This window comes from Nonomuraea muscovyensis, assembly GCF_014207745.1.
GTDB lineage: Bacteria > Actinomycetota > Actinomycetes > Streptosporangiales > Streptosporangiaceae > Nonomuraea > Nonomuraea muscovyensis.
In genome coordinates this window covers 983,710-1,004,917 of the sequence record NZ_JACHJB010000002.1, presented here as the reverse complement: position 1 = coordinate 1,004,917, position 21,208 = coordinate 983,710, and the positions used below count along the sequence as shown (strand labels likewise).

At 73.8% G+C, this 21,208-nt stretch carries 20 protein-coding genes; 11 read left to right on the top strand and 9 right to left on the bottom strand.

All coding sequences use genetic code 11. From position 1 onward, the window contains the following. The first annotated feature begins 28 nt into the window (after positions 1 to 28). From FHU36_RS21290 to FHU36_RS21270, 5 genes are read left to right on the top strand one after another with little or no spacing between them, the layout of a single operon-like run. A complete protein-coding gene (locus FHU36_RS21290) occupies positions 29 to 1,189 on the top strand; it encodes a Gfo/Idh/MocA family oxidoreductase (protein WP_185085688.1) in 1,161 nt (386 codons plus the stop codon). Beyond that, on the top strand, positions 1,186 to 1,959 hold the full coding sequence (locus FHU36_RS21285) for a thioesterase II family protein (RefSeq protein ID WP_185085687.1): 774 nt from the start codon (positions 1,186 to 1,188) through the stop codon (positions 1,957 to 1,959). The genes FHU36_RS21290 and FHU36_RS21285 overlap by 4 nt, the downstream gene beginning before the upstream one ends. Then, positions 1,956 to 2,741, top strand: a complete 786-nt coding sequence (locus tag FHU36_RS21280; RefSeq protein ID WP_312891725.1) for an FAD binding domain-containing protein — start codon at positions 1,956 to 1,958, stop codon at positions 2,739 to 2,741. The genes FHU36_RS21285 and FHU36_RS21280 overlap by 4 nt, the downstream gene beginning before the upstream one ends. Then, complete coding sequence (locus FHU36_RS21275) at positions 2,732 to 3,196, top strand: (2Fe-2S)-binding protein (RefSeq protein WP_185085685.1); 465 nt, start codon at positions 2,732 to 2,734, stop codon at positions 3,194 to 3,196. The genes FHU36_RS21280 and FHU36_RS21275 overlap by 10 nt, the downstream gene beginning before the upstream one ends. After that, complete coding sequence (locus tag FHU36_RS21270) at positions 3,193 to 4,887, top strand: carbamoyltransferase family protein (protein ID WP_185085684.1); 1,695 nt, start codon at positions 3,193 to 3,195, stop codon at positions 4,885 to 4,887. The genes FHU36_RS21275 and FHU36_RS21270 overlap by 4 nt, the downstream gene beginning before the upstream one ends. 26 nt (positions 4,888 to 4,913) lie before the next feature. Here the strand turns inward: FHU36_RS21270 and FHU36_RS21265 are convergent, their stop codons facing one another. The 8 genes from FHU36_RS21265 to FHU36_RS21230 are packed head-to-tail and all read right to left on the bottom strand — an operon-like array spanning position 4,914 to position 13,003. After that, positions 4,914 to 5,420: a VOC family protein gene (locus tag FHU36_RS21265; RefSeq protein ID WP_185085683.1), complete on the bottom strand. Its 507-nt coding sequence runs from the start codon at positions 5,418 to 5,420 to the stop codon at positions 4,914 to 4,916. A gap of 25 nt (positions 5,421 to 5,445) precedes the next feature. Next, positions 5,446 to 6,663, bottom strand: coding sequence for a cytochrome P450 (locus FHU36_RS21260; protein ID WP_185085682.1), 1,218 nt, complete (start codon positions 6,661 to 6,663; stop codon positions 5,446 to 5,448). Continuing rightward, positions 6,663 to 8,270 (bottom strand): FAD-dependent oxidoreductase, encoded by a 1,608-nt coding sequence (locus FHU36_RS21255; protein WP_185085681.1) that lies wholly within the window; start codon positions 8,268 to 8,270, stop codon positions 6,663 to 6,665. The genes FHU36_RS21260 and FHU36_RS21255 overlap by 1 nt, the downstream gene beginning before the upstream one ends. Next, positions 8,267 to 9,277: a methyltransferase gene (locus tag FHU36_RS21250; RefSeq protein ID WP_185085680.1), complete on the bottom strand. Its 1,011-nt coding sequence runs from the start codon at positions 9,275 to 9,277 to the stop codon at positions 8,267 to 8,269. Before FHU36_RS21250 ends, FHU36_RS21255 begins: the two co-directional genes overlap by 4 nt. Further along, on the bottom strand, positions 9,274 to 10,281 hold the full coding sequence (locus FHU36_RS21245; protein WP_185085679.1) for a methyltransferase: 1,008 nt from the start codon (positions 10,279 to 10,281) through the stop codon (positions 9,274 to 9,276). Before FHU36_RS21245 ends, FHU36_RS21250 begins: the two co-directional genes overlap by 4 nt. Further along, on the bottom strand, positions 10,278 to 10,610 hold the full coding sequence (locus FHU36_RS21240; RefSeq protein ID WP_185085678.1) for a VOC family protein: 333 nt from the start codon (positions 10,608 to 10,610) through the stop codon (positions 10,278 to 10,280). Before FHU36_RS21240 ends, FHU36_RS21245 begins: the two co-directional genes overlap by 4 nt. A 30-nt stretch (positions 10,611 to 10,640) precedes the next feature. After that, positions 10,641 to 11,792 carry a cytochrome P450 gene (locus FHU36_RS46455; RefSeq protein WP_185085677.1) on the bottom strand — a complete coding sequence of 384 codons (1,152 nt, stop codon included), beginning with the start codon at positions 11,790 to 11,792 and terminating at the stop codon, positions 10,641 to 10,643. Then, a complete protein-coding gene (locus FHU36_RS21230; RefSeq protein WP_185085676.1) occupies positions 11,789 to 13,003 on the bottom strand; it encodes a cytochrome P450 in 1,215 nt (404 codons plus the stop codon). Before FHU36_RS21230 ends, FHU36_RS46455 begins: the two co-directional genes overlap by 4 nt. A gap of 91 nt (positions 13,004 to 13,094) precedes the next feature. Here FHU36_RS21230 and FHU36_RS21225 point away from each other — a divergent pair, with 91 nt between their 5' ends. Genes FHU36_RS21225 through FHU36_RS46450 form a run of 6 tightly spaced genes read left to right on the top strand, consistent with a single transcriptional unit; the run spans position 13,095 to position 20,250 of the window. Continuing rightward, positions 13,095 to 14,261, top strand: coding sequence for a cytochrome P450 (locus tag FHU36_RS21225; RefSeq protein ID WP_185085675.1), 1,167 nt, complete (start codon positions 13,095 to 13,097; stop codon positions 14,259 to 14,261). Continuing rightward, positions 14,258 to 15,283, top strand: coding sequence for a methyltransferase (locus FHU36_RS21220; protein WP_221496497.1), 1,026 nt, complete (start codon positions 14,258 to 14,260; stop codon positions 15,281 to 15,283). The genes FHU36_RS21225 and FHU36_RS21220 overlap by 4 nt, the downstream gene beginning before the upstream one ends. Beyond that, entirely contained in the window at positions 15,280 to 16,287 is a 1,008-nt protein-coding gene (locus tag FHU36_RS21215; RefSeq protein WP_185085674.1) for a methyltransferase, read from the top strand. The genes FHU36_RS21220 and FHU36_RS21215 overlap by 4 nt, the downstream gene beginning before the upstream one ends. Then, the gene (locus tag FHU36_RS21210) at positions 16,274 to 17,902 is read left to right on the top strand and encodes an FAD-dependent oxidoreductase (RefSeq protein ID WP_185085673.1); all 1,629 of its coding nucleotides are present in this window, start codon (positions 16,274 to 16,276) and stop codon (positions 17,900 to 17,902) included. Before FHU36_RS21215 ends, FHU36_RS21210 begins: the two co-directional genes overlap by 14 nt. Then, positions 17,899 to 19,005, top strand: a complete 1,107-nt coding sequence (locus FHU36_RS21205; RefSeq protein WP_221496496.1) for a methyltransferase — start codon at positions 17,899 to 17,901, stop codon at positions 19,003 to 19,005. The genes FHU36_RS21210 and FHU36_RS21205 overlap by 4 nt, the downstream gene beginning before the upstream one ends. 15 nt (positions 19,006 to 19,020) lie before the next feature. Next, on the top strand, positions 19,021 to 20,250 hold the full coding sequence (locus tag FHU36_RS46450; protein WP_185085672.1) for a cytochrome P450: 1,230 nt from the start codon (positions 19,021 to 19,023) through the stop codon (positions 20,248 to 20,250). An 82-nt stretch (positions 20,251 to 20,332) separates the two neighbouring features. Here FHU36_RS46450 and FHU36_RS21195 read toward each other — a convergent pair whose 3' ends face one another. Next, the gene (locus FHU36_RS21195; protein WP_185085671.1) at positions 20,333 to 21,181 is read right to left on the bottom strand and encodes an acyl-CoA thioesterase; all 849 of its coding nucleotides are present in this window, start codon (positions 21,179 to 21,181) and stop codon (positions 20,333 to 20,335) included. Positions 21,182 to 21,208: the final 27 nt, after the last annotated feature.

Below are 21,208 nucleotides of genomic sequence, written 5' to 3'. Positions count from 1 at the left end.
GCACGGACACCGGCGAGGGGAGAGCGCCGTGAGCGAGCGCACGCGGGTCGTGGTCTGCGGCGCGCTCTTCGGTCAGGTGTACCTGCGCGCCTTCGCGCTGCCCGGCCTGCCGCTGGAGCTCGCCGGGATCCTGGCCCGGGGCAGCGACCGGTCCCGCGCCGTCGCCGCCCACCACGGCGTCCCCCTGTTCACCGACATCGACCAGATCCCCGGCGACGTGCGGATGGCCGCCGTCGTCGTGCGCGGCGGCCTGCTCGGCGGTCCCGGGGTGGAGCTCGCCAAGGCCCTCATGGCGCGCGGCATCCACGTCCTGCAGGAGCACCCGCTCCACCACGACGAGCTGGCCGACTGCCTGCGCGAGGCGCGCAGGAACAAGGTCACCTACCACCTCAACCCCTTCTACACCAACACCGCTCCGGTCAGGCGGTTCGTCGGCACCGTCGCCGAGCTGCTGCGCCGCCAGCGGCCGCGCTACGTCGACGCCGCCTGCGGCTTCCAGGTGGCCTACTCGTTGCTCGACATCCTCGGTCAGGCGCTCGGCGGGGTGCGGCCGTGGGCGCTGGGCGACCTGGCCGCCCCGCCGACCGGCCTCGGCGCGGCGACCAGCCTGGACGTGCCCTTCCGCAGCCTCGACGGGGTCATCGGCGGCGTGCCCGTCACCTTGCGCATCCAGAACCAGATGGACCCCGCCGACCCCGACAACTACGCCCACCTCATGCACCGGGTCGTCATCGGCACGGAGGCCGGAAACCTGGAGCTCGTCGGCACCCACGGCCCGGTCGTCTGGAGCCCCCGGCCCGACTTCCCGCGCGCCGTCCGCGACCCGGCCGCCCGGCCGCACTTCGACTACAGCGACACGGACGCCGAGGCGCTCCGCAGCCACCTCGACGTGCCCAGCGCCGGCGTGCTCGGGCCGGCGCAGGCGCCGAGCTACCGCCAGATCTTCGAGGAGGTGTGGCCGGCCGGAGTCGCGCACGCCCTGATGCGGCTGCGCCGCGACGCGCTGGCGGGCGACCCCGCGGCCAGGCGCGGCCAGTACCACCTGACGCTGTGCAAGCTCTGGCAGGAGATCACCACCCGGCTCGGCCCGCCTGAGCTGCTGAGTGCGCCGCCGCCGCGGCTGCTGGACGGCGCCGAGATCGCCGAGCTGGACAAGGCCGGACGCGAGGCGGAACAGGAGGCGCCATGACGGTGATCGCGGACACCACGACGTGGTTACGGAGGTTGCGGCCCGTGTCGGCGCCGTGGGTGCGCCTGCTGTGCTTTCCCCACGCCGGCGGCAACGCCTACTTCTACAACGCCTGGCGGGCCGAGCTGCCGCCCGACGTCGAGCTGTACGCCGTGCAGTACCCCGGACGCCTCGACCGGCTGGGCGACCCGTTCATGGAGGACATGGAACGCATGGCCGACGCGGTCGCGCAGGCCGCGTACCTGCTGACCGGCGTGCCGGTGGCGCTGTTCGGGCACAGCCTCGGCGCGGCCGTCGCCTACGAGACGGCACGCCGCATGCGCAGGCCGCCCGCCCACCTGTTCGTCTCCGGCCAGCCGGCGCCCGACCGGCACCGCGGCGGCACCAGACACCTGGTCGGCGACGAGGTGTTGTGGCAGGAGCTCTCCCGGCTCGGCGGTGCGTCGCCCGAGGTGATCGGCAACGCCGAGCTGCGGGAGGAGTTCCTGCCCGTGATGCGCAGCGACTACCGACTCGCCGAGACCTACCGGGCCAGGCCCGGCCCGCCGCTCGACTGCCCGGTGACCGCGGTGATCGGCGACCGGGACAGCGAGGTGGACGAGGACGAGGCGCGGTCCTGGGAGCGGTACACCAGCGCCTCCTTCGCTCTGCGGGTGTTCCCCGGCGGCCACTTCTACCTCAACCCGCCGGGCCCGCGGCTCATCGACGCGATCGTCACCCGGCTCGCGGAGGGCGCCCCGCCGCGCCGGATGGGATGGGCCGGGCCGTGATCCACAACGGTTTCACGCTTCACAGCCCCGCGACCCTCGCCGAGGCGCTGGCTCTGCTGGGGGACGGGGCCGTGGCCCTGGCCGGCGGCCAGTCCCTGATCCCGGAGCTCAAGACGGGTAGGGTACGGCCCGGGTCCGTCATCGACATCGGCGCGCTGGCCGAGCTCGACGGCGTCCGCGACGAGGGAGACGTACTCGCCGTCGGCGCGCTCACCCGCCACCACCGGCTCCACACGGCGCCGGCCGTACGCGCGAAGGCCCCGCTGCTCGCGCACGCCGCCGGCCGGATCGCCGACCCTCAGGTACGCCACATGGGCACCATCGGCGGTTCCATCGCCCACGCCGACCCCGCGGCCGACCTTCCGGTGGCGCTGCTCGCGCTCGACGCCCGCGTCGTCCTGGCCGGTCCGGACGGCCGCCGGGAGGAGCCGCTGGCACGTTTCGCCGGACCTGCCGATGGCGAGCTCATCACCGAAGTGCGAGTCCCCGACCAGCGCGGCCGCCCGTGGAGCTACCAGAAGTTCCACCGCGACGCGCTCGAATGGGCGGTCGTCGCTGTCGCCGCGGCCGGCGACAGGGTGGCCCTGGCCGGCATGGCGGACCGCCCGGTCCTGGCCGAGGCGGTGATGGCGGCCCTGCCGGACGACGGCGCCGCGCTGCTGGCCGACCAGGGCTGCGACCCGCCGGACGACCATCGGGCCTCCGCCGCCTACCGCAGGCACCTGGCACGGGTGCTGACCGCGCGCGCCCTGCGCGAGCTGAGGGGAGAGACATGCGCGTAGAGCTGACCGTCAACGGCGCCCGGCACGAGGCGGAGGTGCCCGACCACACCCTGCTCGTGGAGCTCGTCAGGGATGTCGCCGGGCTCACCGGCACGAACGTCGGCTGCGACACCACCTCGTGCGGCGCGTGCACTGTCCTGCTCGACGGCAGGTCGGTCAAATCGTGCACGGTCCTGGCCGCCCAGGCGCGGGGCCGCGACGTCGTCACCATCGAGGGGCTGGCCGGCGCCGACGGGCTGCACCCGGTGCAGCGGGAGTTCGCCCGGCACCACGCCGTGCAGTGCGGATTCTGCACGCCCGGCATGGTGCTCGCCGCCGTCTCGCTCATCGAGGAGTCGGCCGAGCTCGACGAGGAGGCCGTACGGCAGGGCCTCAAGGGCAACCTGTGCCGATGCACCGGCTATCACAACATCGTCAAGGCCGTCCTGGCCGCCGCTGAAGGGGATCGTCGATGACACGGTACGTGCTCGGGCTCAACATCGGCTTCCACGACGCCTCCGCGGCGCTGGTACGCGATGGCGAACTGGTCTTCCTCGTGGAGGAGGAACGGCTCACCCGGCGCAAGCACGCGCTCGCCCAGCCGCCGGTCATGGCCATCCAGGCCTGCCTCGACGCGGAGGGCGTCTCGATCGACTCCATCGACGAGATCGCGATCGGCTGGGACTTCAGGGGCACGCCGCTGGGCAACAACCGCCGCTTCACCGAGGCCGGACTGCGCCGCATGCTCTTTCCCGCCTCGCCGCCGGAGCGGATGCCGCCGGTCACGTGGGTGCCCCACCACGTCGCCCACGCCGCCAGCGCCTACTACAGCTGCGGCCGGGACGACGTGGCGATCCTGGTGGTGGACGGCGCGGGCGAGGACCAGTCCGCGACGATCGCCAGGGGCAGGGACGGCGAGATCGACATCCTCAGGCAGTGGCCGGTCTCCCAGTCGCTCGGCTTCTTCTACACGGCCGCCTCCAAGTGGGCCGGCTTCGGCGACTGGGGCACCGGCAAGCTGATGGGCCTGGCCGCCTACGGCCGCCCGAACCCGTCGGGGGTCGGTCTGCGCCGCAGCGCCGGCGGTTACGACTTCGCCTTCCCCGAGGCCGAGCTGCCGGAACTGGGCGACAGCCGGGCCGTCGCCGCGCTGGGGCCGCTGGCGGCCTACTACCCGACCTTCGAACGCAACATCACCCCCGCCTTCTGCGGCCACTTCCCCTACATGGCGCGGGAGGGGGAGGAGCCCATCGCCTACGCCGACTTCGCGGCCACCGTCCAGGAGGCGCTGGAGGAGGCCATGTTCGGGCTGGTCGAGCTGGCGAGGCAGGAGTACGGCCTGCCGTCCCTGGTGCTCGCCGGCGGCGTGGCGATGAACTGCACGATGGTCGGCCGGCTGGCCCGCAGCGGGCTTTTCGAGCACGTCTACGTCCCGCCCGTGCCGACCGACGCCGGCGTGTCCCTTGGCGCCGCCCTGGTCGCCGCGCGCAGGGGCGGTCACTTCGCGCCCATCACCATCGAGCACGCCTACTGGGGCCAGGACACCCCGCTCGACCCCGCCGTGGAGGCCGTGCGCGCCGAAGGGCTGGCCTTCCGGCGGCTGTCGGACGAGGAGCTGACCAAGCACGTCTCCCAGGCCCTGGCCGACGGGCGGATCGTCGGCTGGGCCCGCGGCCGGGGCGAGATCGGCCAGCGGGCGCTCGGCACCCGCAGCATCCTGGCCGACCCGCGTGACCGCCGGAACCTCGAACGCCTCAACCTGCTCAAGGGCAGGGAGATGTGGCGGCCCGTGGCCCCCAGCGTCCTCGGCGAGCATGTCGACGACGTGATGGCCACCCACGTCGGACATCCCGCGCGGTTCATGCTGGCGGCCGGCCAGGTGCGCGCCGGCCTGCGCACCCGCGTGCCCGCCGTCACGCACGTGGACGGCTCCGCCCGGCCGCAGTACGTGGACCGGGCCACCAACCCCGCCTACTGGTCGCTGATCGACGCCTTCCGCCAGGCCACCGGGGTGCCGCTGGTGGTCAACACCTCCTTCAACCTGGCCGGCGAGCCGATCGTGAACACCCCGGCCGAGGCGGTCTCCACCTACGTGCGCGGCGCGGCCATGGACCTGCTGGTGCTCGGCGACCTGGTGGTGGCGCGCAGCGAGGAGGCGCTGCCCTAGCGGGCCGCCCCGCACGCCGGGCGGTCCTAACGTTCCACGGGAGGCGCGGCCAGGAAGGAGGTCCAGTCGGACCTGCCGGCCCGGCGGGCCTCCCGCCAGCGCTGGCGCAGCCGATCGGCGAAGAAGCTCCGGTTCACCCAGTAGAACTCGATCCAGATGTTGTCGGGGTCGCGCAGCCACACCTGGGCGCCGGCTTCGTGGTTGGAGACGGTGATGCCGGAGTGCTCGACGCCGATGCCGTCGAGGTGCGCCGCCCACTCGTCCAGGTCGGCCCGCTCGGGCACGTGGTAGCCGAGGTGGTGCAGCCCCACCCGGTGCTCGTCGAAGACGTCTGGGCCGGCCCCCGCCGGCTGGCCGAGCACCACCGAGGCGAACGACTGCGGGTGCACCAGCGTCCGGAAGCGGAAGTCGTAGTCGGGCGGGGCGACGTCGTTGACCACGACGAAGCCGAACACCCTGGCGTACCACTCGGTGCTGCGTTCCAGGTCGGTCACCGTCAGGTTGATGTGGGTACTGCCGTCCAGTCGTGGCACGTGTCCGTTTCCCTCTCTCGGGCCGTCAGGCGGCGCGCAGGCGCACGGGCAGCGACTCGTGCGCGCGGAAGTTGGGGTGGTCGAGGCGGACCGCCGGGCCGGCGGGTTCGATGGCGGCGCAGCGGGACAGCACGCGGGCCACGACGGCCTCGCCCTCGACCCGGGCGAGGGCCCAGCCCGTGCAGTGGTGGGCGCCGCCGCCGAAGCTCACGTGCGGGTTGGGGTGGCGGCTCACGTCCAGCCGGTCCGGCTCGGCGAAGCGCCGCTCGTCGCGGTTGGCCGAGCCGAGCACGAGCAGCAGCAACCGGCCCGGCCGCAACACCCGGCCGCCCAGCTCGATCGGCTCGCGCACGATCCGCATCGTGTACTGGGTCGGCGCGTCGTAGCGCAGGAACTCCTCCACCGCCGTGCTCGTCAGGGAGGGGTCGGCGGCCAGCCGGGCCTGCTCCCCGGGGTGGGCGAGCAGGGCGGACAGGCCGTTGGCCACCATGTTCATGGTCGGCTCGAACCCGGCGAACAGCAGGAACACCAGGTTGTCGACGAGGTCGGCGCGGTCGAGCCCGTCGCGGCCCAGCCCGGACGCCAGGTGCGAGATCAGGTCGTCGCGCGGGTCGCGGGCCCGCTCGTCGAACCAACCGCTCACGCACTCGCGCAGGTGGGCCACGGCCCGGTCGGCCGCCGCCGCGGCCTCGGGGGTGGGCAAGCGGTAGGGGATGAAGGCGCGGCCCAGGTCGACGGCGGCGGGCCAGATCCGCTCCCGCTCGGCGGGAGGCAGGCCGAGCAGCTCGCACACGATCCTGGCCTGCAGAGGGAAGGCGAGGTCGGCGACCACGTCGAAGGGAGCGCCGTCCAGACCGGGCTCCAGGAGCTCGTCCACCAGCTCCTCCACCCGCGGCCGCCACCCCCGCGAGCGGGCGGCGGCCAGCGAGCGGGTGAGCAGGCCGCGCAGCGTCACGTGGTCCGGCCCCTCGCGGCCCGCGATGATCCGCTGCGACAGGGTGCCCGACGGCCCGGCGCCGAACAGCGGCGTGCTGCCGTCCTCGCCCGCCCTGCGGTTGCCCAGCCGCTTGTCGTTGAGCAGCGCCGACACGTCGGCGTAGCGCAGCACCATCCAGGTGCCGACCCCTGCCCGGCAGACCGGTCCCGCCTGCCGCAGGCGGGCGTAGAATGGGTAGGGGTCGGCGATCACCTCGGGATCGAGCGGGTCGAAGCGCGGCGGCAGCACGCCCGGGGGCCGGGACATCAGCGCCGCCCGGCCGCGGTCGTGCCGGCCAGCCAGCCCCACGTCATCGCGAAGCTCAGATGCATGCCGTTGGCGATCGCCCCGGGGCCGAACAGCGCCGCGGCGGCCGTGCCCGCCGCGAAGCAGCCGGGAACGGGCGTGTCGTCCCAGCGCAGCACCCGGGCCGCCCCGTCGGTCCTGGCGCCGCCCTTGGTGGCGATGGTGCCCCGGTGCAGCGGCAGAGCGAAGAATGGCGGCACCTCGACGGTGCCGAGCGTCGGATGCGGCGCCATCGGGTCGCCGGTGTAACGGTCGTAGACGCTCTCGCCCCTGCCGAAGTCCGGGTCGTGGCCCTCGCGCGCGCCCGCGTTGAACCTGGCGGCCGTCTCCTCCAGCGCCTTGGCGTCGACGCCCAGCAGGCCGGCCAGCTCGGCGAGGCTGTCGGCGGTGATCAGCCAGTCGGGGGCGGGCTGGCCGGGAGCCACGCCCGCCACGGCGTACCGCTCGCGGAACTGCGCGTCGCCGACGGCCCAGGCCGGGCCGTTGCGCGGCTGGTGGGTGCTCGGATCCGTCTCGGCCAGGGCCAGGCAGCAGTTGTGCGTGGCCTCGTTGACGAAGCGCCGGCCGTGCTGGTTGACCCAGAGGACGTGCGGCATGGTGCGTTCGCTGACGACCATGCGGGGGCGCGGTACCCCAGGCGCGAGCTCCCACGTCTCACCGGGCACCTGGACGGCCGGCCAGCACCAGCTCTCGCCCAGGTGGGCGGGCTCGGCGCCCGCGGCCAGCGCCATGCGCAGCGCGTCGCCGTCGTTGACCGGCGGCGCCAGCGGCACCGGCGCGGGGGAGCCGAGCTGCCGGCGGGACAGGCCGGTGTCGGCCTCGAAACCGCCGTTGGCCAGGACCACGCCCCGCCTGGCGGCGATCTCGCGCCGCTCGCCGCCGACCTCGGCGACCACGCCGGTGACGGTCCCGTCGGACGACTGGACGAGCTCACGGACCCGGGCCCCGCGCACCAGCTCGACGCCCGCCGCACGGCAGCCGTGCAGCAGCCCGACGACCAGGCCGAGGCCCATCGTCACCTCGTCGGCCGCCATCCGCCGCTGCAGCAGCTCGTACGGCAGCGCGCCGCCGCCGTGGACGCCGCCGCCGAAGACCTCGTCGTTGGTGAGGACCGAGGGGTAGGGCATGGGCCAGACCAGCTCGTTCCACGGCCCCAGCGCGCCGACCTTGAGCGGGGCGACCTCGAGGTGGCGGCCCGCGGCCCGGCCGCCGGGGGTCTCGGCGAAGGTGTCGGGATAGCGCATCGCGGTGAAGGTGATCGGGCTGTGCTCCTCGACGAACCGGGCCATCCGCGGCGCGGCCTCGACGAACGCCCTGACCAGCTCGGGATCGCGGCCGGGCGCGTGACGGGCGCAGTACGCGAGCGCGTCGTCGGCGCTGTCGCCGGCGGAGCGGTGGTTGACCGGCACCCAGACGGCGCCGCCGGAGATCCCGCTGGTGCCTCCCCACCGGTCGGCGGCCTCGAGCACCACTACGGACGCGCCCCCGGCGGCGGCCGCCAGGGCGGCGGTCAGCCCCGCCGCCCCCGAACCGGCGACGACGATGTCGTATGCGTTGTTGATGGTCATTTACCGTCGATCTCCAGGATCGGGAACATGGGCGTCGGGACGAGGCGGAGCAGCCGCAGGTCGGCCTCGTCCAGCAGGGCTTCGAGCTGCTCGATGGTGCGCAGGGCGCCGCCGGTGAACACCAGCATGATGACGTCGGTCAACCGGGCGACGTCGAAACGGTCGCCGGGGCGGCTGGTCGGCTCGAAGATGAGCAGGCGGCTGCCGGGCCGCATGGCCTGCCGCACCGACCGCAGGATGCGCACCGCCGACTCGGCGTCCCAGTTGTAGAGCGTGCGCTTGAGCAGGTAGGCGTCGTGGCCGGCGGGCACGCCATCGAAGAAGCTGCCGCCGACCACCTCGCACCGGTCGGCGACGCCGTGCTCGGCCAGGACCGGCTCCGACAGCTCGACCACGAACGGCAGGTCGAACAGCACGCCCCGGAGCCCGGGATGGCGTTGCAGAACCCCGGCGAGGAACGTGCCGTTGCCGCCGCCCACGTCCACGAGCGTGCCGAGAGCGCCCCAGTCGTAGCCTCGCAGCGCCGCCCGCAGCTCCAGCTGGGTCGCGCCCTGCTGGGAGGCGTCGAAGCGGGCGCTCTCCGCCGGCCTGCGCGCCAGGTACTCGTAGTAGGTCTCGCCGTGGACCCGGGGGAAGGCGGGCTCACCCGTCGCCAGCGTGTGGTCGAGCGCCGCCCACGCCTGCAGGTCGGCCTGCATCAGCGGCAGGCAGCCCTGGAGCGAGTGCGGCCGGTCCGCCCGCATGAGGTCGGACATGTCGCTGTTGGCGAACCGGCCCGGCGCCACCTCCGTGAAGACCCCGAGCGCCGCCAGGCCGCGCATCGCCCGCAGCAGCGAAGGCGCGTGGGCGCCCACGGCCTCGGCCAGCTCCTCGACGGTACGGTCGCCGTCGGCCAGCCGGTCGGCGACGCGCAGCTCGGCCAGCGCCCTGATGGTGGTGGGCACCGTGTAGTCGGCCAGCTCGGCCAGTCTGCGCAGGGAGTCGACGTCGATCGTGCCCTCGGTCATGCCCAGTCCTTTCCGCGGGCCTCGATGACGGTGAGCGTCGGCGTGCGCACCAGATGCACCGGACGCAGCCCCGCCGTGCGGAGCAGCGTGCACAGGGCGTCGTAGTCCCTGGCGGGGGAGCCGCGCAGCACGAGCTGCTCCACGTCCAGCATGCGGCCGAGCCTTCTGTCGTCGTCGGGGTCGGGCAGCGCCTCCAGCACCAGGAGGCGGGAGTCCGGGCGCATGGCCGCGCGGACGGAGGCCAGGATGCGGGCGGCCACGTCGTCGTCCCACTCCTTGAGCACGGCCTTGAGCAGGTAGGCGTCGGCGCCCTTGGGCACCTCGTCGAAGAAGTCGCCCGCCACCATGGCCGCGCGGTCGGCCACGCCGGCCCGCCGGACGGTTTCCGCCGCCGCGTCGATGACGTCGGGCCGGTCGAGCAGCGTGGCCGTCATCGCCGGGTTGGCCGACAGGAGCGCCGCGGTGAAGGCTCCCACGCCGCACCCCACGTCCACGAGGTGGGAGATCTGCTCCCAGGCGTAGGCGGGCAGCAGGGTGTGCGCGAGCAGGGCGTGCGGGGCCTGCACCCGGTCGGCGTGCGGCGCCGGGCCGCCGCAGTCGTGATAGCTGCGGCCGTGCACGTGGTCGAACGCGGCCGACCCGGTGCGCAGGCTGTGGATCACGTCGGCCCACGCCTGCACCTCCGCCGGTTCGAGCAGCGCCGACTCGCGCAGCGAGTGCGGGTGGTCGCTGCGCAGCGGCTCGGCCAGCGGGCTCAGCGCGAACACCCCCGGCTCCGGTTCCGCGAAGACGTCCTTGCACGTCAGCGCCCGCAGGAGGCGTTCGAGGGTGTCGCGGTGCAGCCCGGTGGCCGCCGCCAGCTCCGCGGAGGTCCGCGGTCCGGCGGCCAGGTGGTCCGCCACCCGGTGCTCGGCCATGGCGCGCAGCGCGAACGGGATCACGTAGTCCGCCAGTTCCATCAGCCGCAGCATCGCCGGCATGTTCATCCGGCGCCGTCCGCTCATGTGGCCTGCCACAGGTTGAAGACCAGCCCCTGGCTGTCGCGGCAGGCGGCGTCCCAGCCCGACTCGCGCAGCACGGGCTCGTCCGCCTCGCCGCCGAGCTCGCGGACCCGTTTGACGGCCTCGTGGATGTCATCCACGGTGAAGTAGAGGGTGGGCACACCGTCGCGGGCGCCGCCGACGCAGCCGAACGGCTCGGCGGTGTTGAGGATGTGGTGTCCGCCGTGTTCGCTCTCCTCGTCGAACTGCCAGCCGAACAGCCCGCCGTAGAAAACCATGCTGGCCTGCGGATCGTTGCTCGGCAGCGCGAAGTAGCCGAGTTGACCTGCCATGTGAACCTCCCTGAAGTGTCGGCTCTACCGCTATACCGCTTTGGCGAGGATGGGAATCTTCGCGTAGGAGCGGCAGAACGTCGAAGGCGGATGCCGCTCGGGCGCGGCCGCCGGTTCGAGCGCGGCGCAGGCGCGCAGCAAGCTGCCGACGGTCGCCTCGGCCAGGCGCGTCGCCAGGGAAGCGCCCAGGCATCGGTAGGGTCCGCCGCCGAAACTGAGGTGGGGGTTGTCTCGCCGGCCGAGGTCGAGCCGGGCGGGGTCGGTGAAGACCTGCTCGTCATGGTTGGCGGAGCCGAGCAGGAGGAACAGGATCCGGCCCGGCCGGACGGGCTGCCCGTCCACCTCGATCGGCTCGGTCACGAGCCGGGCCGTGCCCTGCGTCGGCGAGTCGAAGCGGAGCAGCTCGGCGATCGCCGTGGCGAGCCCGTCCGGGGTGCGGCGCAGCCACGCCAGCTCGCCGGGATGCCGGACCAGCACCGCGCAGCACGTCGCCAGCGCTCCGGCGATCATCTCGATCGCGGTGAAGCAGACGAAGACCAGGTTGTCCAGGGCGGCGTCGGCGTGCCCGGCGGGCGCGCCGGGCAGCTCCGGCAGCCTCGCCCGGAGCAGCTCACCGGCCCGCACGACGGCCGCGTCGGAGGCGGCCCGGTCGTCGTCCGACAGGCGCAGCGCGGTCAGGGCGCGGCCCAGTACGCCGGCGATGACGGCCACCTCGGCGCGGGCATCGCCGTCCAGCCCGAGCAGGTCGCAGACCAGGTCGACCGACAGTGGCGCGGCCAGGTCGGCCACCGCGTCGAAGCCGCCCTCCGACACGAGCGCCACCACCCGGTCGTCGACGTGGGCTGCCGCCTCGGCCCACCACCGCTCGGAGGCGAGCGTCGCGAGCAGGCCGGACAGCCAGGCGCGCACGGGGGCGTGCCCGGGGGGCCGCTGGCTCGACACGATGCGCTGCAGGAGAGCACAGGTGGGCCCGTCGCCCACCGCGAACCGGCGGAAGGAGTCGGGGAAGCGATGCGAGAGCCGTGGGTCGCGCAGCAGCTCCTCCACTTCGCGGTGCCGCGGCACCGCGAACGTGCCGGGCCCGGCCGGGACGAGCGGGCCGGCGGCCCGCATCCGGGCATACAGGGGGTAGGGGTCGTGCGCCAGCCCGAGCGCCAGCGCGTCCACCTTGAGACGCGTCACGGCCTGACCCGTACGGGGACGCTGTCGAGCGTGCGGAAGTTCGGGCTCGGGCGGCGCACGGCTGGAGCCGCGCGCTCGATGGAGGAGAAGCGCTCCAGCAGGCGGCCGAAGACGATCTCGCCCTCCAGCCGGGACAGCGCGGCCCCCAGGCACAGGTGCCAGCCGCCGCCGAAGCTGACGTGCGGGTTCGGGTCGCGCCCGACATCGAGCCGCGCCGGGTCGGCGAAGACCCGCTCGTCGTGGTTGGCCGCGCCGATGAGCAGGACCAGGGCGCGGCCCGGCCGCAGCACCCTGCCGCCGATCTCGACGGGCTCCAGCACCCGGCGCACGCCCGCCTGGATCGGCGCGTCGTAGCGCAGGAACTCCTCCACCGCCAGCGGCACCAGCGACGGGTCGTCCCGCAGCCTGCGCAGCTCGCCGGGGTGGTCCAGCAGCGCGTCGTAACCGGTCGCGATCATCCCGATGGAGGTCTCGAACCCGGCGCCGAACGTCATCAGCGTGTTGTCGACGATCTCCTCGTAGGTGAGCCGGTCACCGTCGGCCTCGGCCGCCAGCATGTCGGACAGCAGGTCCTCGGCGGGCTCGCGGCGGCGCACCTCGATCAGTTCCCTGATCAGCGCCCGCATCCACTCCAGCGCCTCGTCGGCCGCCTCCGCGCCGGCGTCCGGACGGTCGAAGATCCGGCCGGTGAACGCCAGCCCCAGGTCGGTGGCCTGGGGCATCTCGGGCCACCGCTCCGACGGGATGCCGATCAGCTCGCAGAGCAGCGTGGTGGTCAGCGGGAAGGCCAGGTCACGCACCGCGTCGAACTCGCCCCGTTCGAGTCCCGCCTCGATGTAGCCGTCGACCAGCTGCTCGATCCGCGGCCGGAGGTTGCGGATGACGTGCGGCCGGAACGCTACCGCGACCAGCCGGCGCAGGCGGGTGTGCTCGGGCGGGTCGGCCCCGGCCATGAGCCTGGGCAGCCACTCCGCGGTCGGGCCGTCGCCCACCGACAGGCGGTAGAAGTCCTTGGGGAAGGAGTGGCTGAGCCGTGGGTCCTTCTGGAGGGCGGCGACCTCGGCGTGCCGGACGACACCGTACGTGCCCGGGCCGATGCGGCACAGCGGGCCGGCGGCTCGCAGCCTGGCGAACTCCGGGTAGGGGTTGGCCACCACCTCGGGGTCGACCGCGTCGTATCGGGCCAGAAGCGCGGAGCCTGCGGCTTGCATAGAAACAAGTATGTAGAAGCGAGCGTTGGCCCGGCAAGATGTATCCGCTATCTTGGTTTTGCCGGACAAGAGGATACGGACGGGTGAGCAGATGAGCATCCAGGTGCAGATCGCGCTCGGCAAGTTGTTCGACCAGTCGGCGCGGCCCGACCCCTATCCGCTTCTGGCCACGCTGCGCGAGTCGAGCCCCTGCGTCATGCCCGCGGTGCAGACCGTCGTCGTGGGCAGGTACGCGGACACATCGAAGGTATTGCGGGATCGCACGGTCAGCAGCCTGCGCCCCGACTCGCCGTCCTTCTTCTCCCTGGACCCGCCCGAGCACACGCGGCTGCGCGGGCTGACCGCCAAGGCCTTCCCGCCCCGCGTCGTGGACGCGCTCGAACCACGCATCAGGCAGATCACCCACGACCTGCTCTCCGAGGTGGCCGACGCCGACGACTTCGACCTGCCGCAGCACATCGGCTACCAGGTCACCGGCCGCATCATCTGCGAGCTGTTCGGCCTGCCGCACTCCGACGTGGAGGTCTTCCGCGACTGGACGCGGCTGCTGACCCACCACATCGACCCGCAGATGTTCCCCGATCCCGAGTTCAACGCGGCGGTCGCCAAGGCGCGCAGCGACTTCGAGGACTACTTCCGCCCGTTCATCGAGGAACGCAGGAAGCGCCCGGGCGAGGACATGGTCTCCCGGCTCGTCCACGTCCGCGACGGCGACAACCGGCTCGGCGAGCAGGAGCTGCTCGACACCTGCGTGCTGCTCGCGGTCGCGGCCCACGAGAACCCGGTGGGGCTGATCGGCAACACCTTCCTGGCCCTGCTGCGCCACCCCGACCAGCTCGCGCAGGTCCAGCGGGACCCGTCCCTGGCCGGCGCCGCCGTGGAGGAGACCCTGCGCTACGACTCCCCGGCGCAGCTCACCGGGCGCACGGCGACGCGGCCCATCGAGCTGAACGGGACCGTCATCCCCGCCGGCTTCTCGGTTCTGCTGTTGCTCGCCGCCGCGAACCGGGACAGCGTCGCCTTCCCCGACGCCGACCGCTTCGACCTGCACCGCGGGGCGAACAACCACCTGGCGTACGCGGCGGGCCCGCACTTCTGCATGGGAGCCGACCTGGCCAGGCTGGAGGCCAGAGTGGTCATCGAGGTGCTCGCCGAACGGCTGGCCGAGCCGCACCTGGTGCCGGGCTCCCTGGAGTACAAGCCCAACGTCAGCATCAGAGGGCCGCTGCACCTGCGCGTCGCGGGCACGATCAAGTGAGCGCGCCCCTGGCCGACATGCGGCGGCTGGCCGAGATGGCCGACTACATCGTGCCGTTCGCGGTGCGGGTGGTCGGCGACTTCAAGATCGCTGACGAGTTCGCGGAGGGGCCGCGGCGGGCCACCGACGTGGCCGCGGCGCTCGGCCTCCACTCGGGCGCGGTCGAGCGCGTGCTACGCGCCCTGTCGGTCAAGGAGATCTTCGCCGAGGTCGAGCCGGGCGTCTTCGCGCTCACCCCGATGGCCGAGTTCATGCGCAGCGACCACCCGCACTCCCTGCAGGGCACCTTCCCGCTGATGCCCGACGACGTGCAGGCCTGGGCGCACACCGCGCACAGCATCCGCACCGGCCGGACCGGGTTCGAGCACGTGCACGGCGCCGAGTACTACGACTACTTCGTCGACTTCCCGGAGGAGTGCGCCCGCTTCGACAGGTCCGTGCAGACCCTCCACGTGCTGATGGTGCGCACCCTGCTGCCCGCCTACGACTGGGGGTCGCTGGAGACCCTCGTGGACGTCGGCAGCGGCAACGGAGCCTTCACCGCCGAGCTGCTGGCCAGGTACCCGAACATCAGGGCCACGCTGTTCGACCTACCGCACGTGATCGGCAGGGCGCGCGAGGAGCTGACGAAGGCAGGAGTGGCCGACCGGGCGGAGACCGTGGGCGGCGACTTCTTCGAACGGGTGCCGCCCGGCGCGGACGCCTACCTGCTCAAGACGATCCTGCACGACTGGGACGACACCAGGGCCAGGCGGATCGTCGAGGTCGTGGGCCGGGCGATGGCCCCGCACAGCCGCATCGTGGTGCTGGAGGCCGTCCCCCTGCCCGGCGACGCCTACGACATCGGCAAGGTCATGGACATCAAGCAGCTCGTGCTCTTCGGCGGGCACGCCCGCACCGAGGAGGAGTTCGCCGAGCTGTTCGCGGCCGGAGGGATCAGGCTGAACCGGGTGATCCGCACCCCCACCTTGGTGATCGTCGAGGGAGTGCCCGAAGGGGCCGCCGAGGGAGGCAGGGCATGAGGCGCTCCGGAGTGGACATCGCCGCCATGCTGCGGCTGATCGACCTGACCGACTACATCGTGCCGCACACCATCCGCTCCGCCGCCGAGCTGCGCGTCGCCGACCACCTGGCCGGAGGGCCGCGCCACGTGGACGAGCTGGCCAAGGAGACCGGCACCGACGCCTCGGCGCTGCTGCGCGCCCTGCGGGCGCTGGCCTGCAACGGCATCTTCACCGAGGTGTCCGAGCGGGTCTTCGGCCTGACGCCGCTGGCCGAGCTGCTGCGCTCCGACCACCCGTACTCGATGCGGGGACAGCTCTCCCTCATGCCCGCCGAACTGTACGCCTGGGCCGGCTACTTCGACGTGATGCGCACGGGTGAGCCCGCCTTCCCCAAGGTGCACGGCCAGGAATTCTGGGACTACCTCGCCACCCACCCCGACGACCTGCGGCGCTACGACACAGCGCAACGCGACGCGGGACGGGTCGAGCTGCGGGCGGCGCTGCGCGCCTATCCGTGGGCCGAACTCGGCACCGTGGTGGACGTCGGCGGCGGCAGCGGCGCCTTCCTCGCCGGGCTGCTGGCCGCCCACCCGGGGCTGCGCGGAGCGCTGGTGGACCTGCCCGCGGCCCTGGAGGGCGCCGAGGAGACGCTGGCCGGGGTGGCCGACCGGGTCACGGTCGTGGCCGGCGACGCCACGTCGGTCCCGCTCCCCGCCGGCTCCTACGTGCTCAAGCGGGTGCTATGCACCTTCCCCGACGACCGCGCGGCCGAGCTGCTGCAGGCCGTCGCCGCCGCGATGACCCCGTCGAGCCGCCTGCTGATCATGGAGCCGGACGGCGTCACCGACCTGCCGGGGATGTACGACCTGTTCCTCATGGTCTTCACCGGAGGGCGGGTGCGCACCCGCGCAGAGCTCACCGACCTGCTCGCCGCCGCAGGCCTGCGGGTGTCCGCGGTCCATCAGACGGCGGTCCACCCCATCGTCGAGGCTGTGCGGAAGGACGCTCATGTCGATAGCTGAAGGACAGGCCGATGTCATCGTGGTCGGCTCCGGCGGTGCCGGGCTGACAGCCGCGCTGGCCGCCGCGCGTTCCGGCGCGACGGTGATCGTGCTGGAGGCGCACCAGCGCTGGGGCGGCACGACCGGTATGTCGGGCGGGGCCATCTGGGTGCCCGCGAACCACCGGATGGCCGAGCAGGGCATCGAGGACAGCCTCGACGCGGCCCGCGAGTACTGCGCCGACCACGCCGACGGCCGCGATCCCGAGCTGGTCGAGGCCTACCTGCGGGCGGCCCCGGCCATGGCGCGTTTCGTGGAGAAGCACACGCCCATCGAGTTCGCGACGATGGCCTACCCGGACACGCTGGCCGAGTCGCCCGGAGGCCGCGAGCGCGGCCGCCACCTGGAGGTCAAACCGCTCGACATCGGGGACATCGGTCCCCAGGACGGCGTGGTGTGGACGGCGCCGTTCCCGATGGTGCTGACCAACGACGAGCTGTTCGGCGGGGCAGTCCACGGCGGCACCACCATCCCCGTCTCGCTCATCGGCAGGCGCATCGCAGCCGACGAGGTCACGCTCGGCCTGGGGCTGGTCCTCGGCCTCATCACCGGCTGCAGGGAGGCGGGCGTCGAGCTCGTCAACGAGTGCCGGGTCGTCGAGCTGCTGCGGACCGACGGCCGCGTGAGCGGCGTCGTCGCCGAGCGCGGCGGCGAGCGCGTCACGATGACCGTCCGGCGGGGCGTCATCCTGGCCGCCGGCGGGTTCGAGCACGACCGGGGCCTCATGGCCCGCCTGGTCGGCGGCCCGATGGGGGACCCGCTGTCGGCCCCCGTGTGCCGCGGTGACGGGCTGCGCCTGGCCGCCCGGGCGGGCGCCGAGATCGCCCACCCGTCGGAGTGCTGGACCGTGCCCGTCACGCCGGTCGAGGGCCGCATCTGGGACGACCCGGAGGCCACGCCCCGCCCGCTCATGCTGATGGCCGAGCGTTTCATGCCGCACACTCTCTGGGTCAACAGGCACGGCAGGCGTTTCGTCAACGAGGCCAGCCACAACATCGCGCTGGCCCTAGCCGAGGTCGACCCCGGTACGCACCGGCCGCGCCACCTGCCCGCCTGGGCCATCTGCGACGCCCAGTACCGCGAGGCGTACGTCTTCGCCGGGGTGAGCCCCGGCCAGAAGCTGCCCAAGCACGTGCTGGTCGCCGACACGCTCGCGGAGCTCGCCGAGCTGATCGACGTGGACCCCGGCACCCTCGAGGAGACCGTGGCCAGGTTCAACGGATTCGCCGCCGCCGGTCGCGACGAGGACTTCGGCCGGGGCGACGCCGCCTACGACCGATACAACGGCGACCACAAGGCCCCGCACCCCACGCTCGGCACGGTCGAGCAGCCCCCGTTCTTCGCCGTCGCCGCGCACCGGGGGGCGATCGGCAGCAAGGGCGGCCCGCGCATCGACGGGCGCGCCCGGGTGCTCGGCTGGGACGGGCAGCCGATCGCCGGGCTGTTCGCCGCCGGCAACACCGCGGCCTCGATCTTCGGGCCCGGCGCCATCGCCAACGGCATGCACCTCGGCACCGCCATGACCATGGGGTGGCTCGCGGGGGTGGCCGCCGCGGGCGCGGAGCCAGAGCTGTGACGAACCCCGGCACCCCCGCCCGCCAGGGGCGGTCCGCCGGTGACGGGGAGCCCCCCTCCAGGGAGGGGCGGGGCGGGCGGTTGGACATCGCCGCGTTCGTGCGGCTGACCGAGCTGGCCGACTACATCGTCCCCTTCGCACTGCGGGTGGTGTGCGACCTGCGCGTGGCCGACCACCTCGCCGGAGGGCCCCGCTCCACCGGCGAGTTGGCCGCGGCGACGGGCGCGCACGAGGACTCGCTGCGCCGCCTGCTGCGCGCGCTGGCCTCCCGCGGCGTGTTCGCCGAGGTGGCCGGTGACCGCTTCGAGCTGACGCCGCTCGCCCAGCCGCTGCGCTCCGACCACCCGCTCTCGCTCAGGGACGCCTTCCCGCTGCTGGCGGCCGAGGTCGAGGCCTGGGCGCACGCCGACCACAGCGTGTGGACGGGCAGGCCGGCGTTCGAACTGGTGCACGGCCGGCCGTACTGGGATCACTTCGGTGCGCATCCCGCGCAGGGCCGGCGCGTCGACGCGCTGCAGGCCGCCGCCACCGGGCTGCACCTGCGCACGCTCGTCCCCGCCTACGACTGGGCCGCGCTGGACAGCGTCGTGGACGTGGGCGGCGGCAACGGCACGTTCGTCGCCGGGCTGCTGGCCCGGTTCCCAGGCCTGCGCGCGACCCTGTTCGACCTGCCCGACGTGGTGGCGCAGGCGCCGGCCGTCCTGGCCGCCGCCGGCGTCGCGGACCGGTGCGAGATCGTCGGCGGGAGCTTCTTCGACGGTGTGCCCGCCGGGGCCGGCGGTTACGTGCTCAAGACCGTACTGCCTGGGTGGGACGACGAGCGGGCCGGCGCGCTGCTGCGCCGGGTGCGCGAGGCGATGCGCCCCGACAGCCGCCTGATCGCTCTGGAGGCCGTGCCGCCGCCGGGCGACGCGTTCGACGTGGCCAAGCTCTTCGACGTGCAGACGCTGGTCATGACGGGGACCGGCCACCGCACCCATGAGGAGCTGGCCGGCCTGCTGGAGGGCGCCGGACTGCGGCTGGTCGGGGTGACTCGGACGGCCACGCTGGCCGTGGTGGAGGCCGTGATGGGCGACGCGGGCCCGGCCGCGCCGGGCCGCTGAGTGGAGGGCTTTCCCGTGGAGGCGTTCAACCCGTTCGACCCGGTGGTCAACGAGAATCCGTACCCCTTCTACGCCTGGCTGCGCGAGCACGACCCGGCGCACTACTCCGACGTGCTCGACGCCTTCGTGCTGAGCCGCCACGCCGACGTCGCCGCCGCCTTCCGGGACGTGGAGAGCTACTCCTCGGCCCCGCGCGGCGGCACCCCGGACGGCGTGCGGTTCCTGCTGGGCTCCGACCCCCCGGAGCACACCGCGCTCCGCAAGATTCTCAACAGGCGCTTCACCCCCGGCGCGATCAGGGTGCTGGAGCCGGAGATCGAGCAGATCGTGGCCGAGCTCACGGACGAGCTGATGGCGGCCCGGGAGGGCGGGGTCGCCGACTACGTCGCGCACGTCGCCTACCCGCTGCCGGTGATCGTGATAGCCCGGCTCATGGGCATCCCGGCCGAGCGGCGCGCCGACTTCAAGCGGTGGGCGGACGCCATGGTGGGCGGCGTGGGGCTCGACCCGGCGGGCGCGGCCAGGGCGTTCGTGGAGATGCGCGCCTACTTCCTGGAGATCGTCGCCGAGCGGCGCGTACGCCCCGGCGAGGACCTGATCAGCCGGCTGGTGACCGGGAGCGAGCCGTTGAGCCCCGACGAGCTGTGGGGGTTCTGCACGCTGCTGCTCATCGGCGGCACGGAGACGACCACGAACCTCATCGGCAACGGGCTGGCGGCTCTGCTGGCCGACCCCGCCCTGCAGCGGGCCCTGCGCGAGCACCCGTCCCTGGCCGAGGCGTACGTGGAGGAGTCCCTGCGCTACGACGCGCCCGTGCAGGCGGTGTGGCGCATCACCCGGCGCGAGGCCGAGGCGGCCGGGACGCTGATCCCCGCCGACTCCAGGGTGCTGCTGCTCCAGGGGTCGGCCAACCGCGATCCGGGGCTGCACGACGAGCCCGACGCGTTCGTGCTGCGGCGCGCCGCGCGCGAGCATCTCGGTTTCGGGGTAGGCATCCACTTCTGCCTCGGCGCGCCGCTGGCCAGGATGGAGGCGCGGATCGCCGTCACGACCCTGCTGGCCGTGACCGAGCACCTGGAGCAGGCGGGCCCGGCCCGGCGGATCTGCCCGGTCACCGAGGCCGAGGAGGCGGCCCGGCGCGAGGGCCGGGTGCGCAGGCGGGCGCAGGCCGCCCGGCCGCGCGTGCGCCGCAACCCGGTGGTGCGCGGGCTGCGGAGCCTGCCGGTCGCCCTCACGCCTCGTTGACGGGGGCATGAGGGGGCCGCGGCTCAGCCAGGGCGCGGGCCTCGGCGGCTCACAACCGACGACGCGGGGCGCGGCCGGCGGCTCACCGCCAGCCGCGTCCGACGTCGCGGAAGAGCATCTGCTGGGCGCCGGTGCCGAGGAGCCGGCCGTCGGGGGACCAGATGCGGGCCCGCGCGCCGAGCAGGCCGCCTCCCGCGCCCGTCCCCTCGGCCTCCAGCAGCAGCCATTCGGCGTCCGACTCCCCGTGGAAGGACACATACAGGTCCATGCTGGGCGCGATGAACGTCAGCTCCTCGGTGTCGAAGGCCTGCACGACGGCCGGGAACTGGGCGATGTCGGCGGCGAAGGCGACCCGTCCGGCGGCCAGCCACGCGTCGGCGCCGGACGGCAGCGGCTCACGCATCCGCATCCAGCCCAGCACGGTCGGAACGCCCTGCTGCGGCGTCCACTCCCCCTGCTGCCACTCCGTCAGCCGCACCTCGTAACAGTGCACCCAGATGGGCAGCACCGGGATGCCGTCGCGGACCACCAGCTCGTTCAGCTCGGTCAGCTCCTCGGGCGGAGCCAGCTCGGCGGGAGCCATCCACGCCCGGTCCGGCCCGGGCAGCGCGGAGGAGACGGCCCAGACGTGCGCGTCCAGCACCGGCTTGCCGTACTGCGTCATGCGCACCCGCAGCGCGCTCGCCCGCCGGGTGGCCCGCACCCGCTCGACGGAGATGTCCACCTCGTCGAAGGCCGGCACGCCCGCGAACTGGCAGCTGACGCTGGCCGGCCGGGAGCCGTCCGGCGCGACGGCCCCGGCGGCCCGCAGCGCCATGGTGGCGAGATATCCCCCGTTGGCGCCCCACACCGACCACTCCTCGCGCAGTTTGGCGCGGAACGAGTCCGGACCCGTGGGTTCGATGACGGTGTCGTCGGCCAGGCTCGCCACAGGAACCTCCGCGAGAGTCGGGATGGT

Coding starts and splice junctions, on each gene's coding strand:
- FHU36_RS21245 (WP_185085679.1), bottom strand. CDS start 10,281: ATGAGCGGACGGCGCCGGATGAACATGCCGGCGATGCTGCGGCTGATG.
- FHU36_RS21275 (WP_185085685.1), top strand. CDS start 2,732: ATGCGCGTAGAGCTGACCGTCAACGGCGCCCGGCACGAGGCGGAGGTG.
- FHU36_RS21255 (WP_185085681.1), bottom strand. CDS start 8,270: ATGACCATCAACAACGCATACGACATCGTCGTCGCCGGTTCGGGGGCG.
- FHU36_RS21270 (WP_185085684.1), top strand. CDS start 3,193: ATGACACGGTACGTGCTCGGGCTCAACATCGGCTTCCACGACGCCTCC.
- FHU36_RS21230 (WP_185085676.1), bottom strand. CDS start 13,003: ATGCAAGCCGCAGGCTCCGCGCTTCTGGCCCGATACGACGCGGTCGAC.
- FHU36_RS21210 (WP_185085673.1), top strand. CDS start 16,274: ATGTCGATAGCTGAAGGACAGGCCGATGTCATCGTGGTCGGCTCCGGC.
- FHU36_RS21225 (WP_185085675.1), top strand. CDS start 13,095: ATGAGCATCCAGGTGCAGATCGCGCTCGGCAAGTTGTTCGACCAGTCG.
- FHU36_RS21260 (WP_185085682.1), bottom strand. CDS start 6,663: ATGTCCCGGCCCCCGGGCGTGCTGCCGCCGCGCTTCGACCCGCTCGAT.
- FHU36_RS21285 (WP_185085687.1), top strand. CDS start 1,186: ATGACGGTGATCGCGGACACCACGACGTGGTTACGGAGGTTGCGGCCC.
- FHU36_RS21215 (WP_185085674.1), top strand. CDS start 15,280: ATGAGGCGCTCCGGAGTGGACATCGCCGCCATGCTGCGGCTGATCGAC.
- FHU36_RS21240 (WP_185085678.1), bottom strand. CDS start 10,610: ATGGCAGGTCAACTCGGCTACTTCGCGCTGCCGAGCAACGATCCGCAG.
- FHU36_RS21250 (WP_185085680.1), bottom strand. CDS start 9,277: ATGACCGAGGGCACGATCGACGTCGACTCCCTGCGCAGACTGGCCGAG.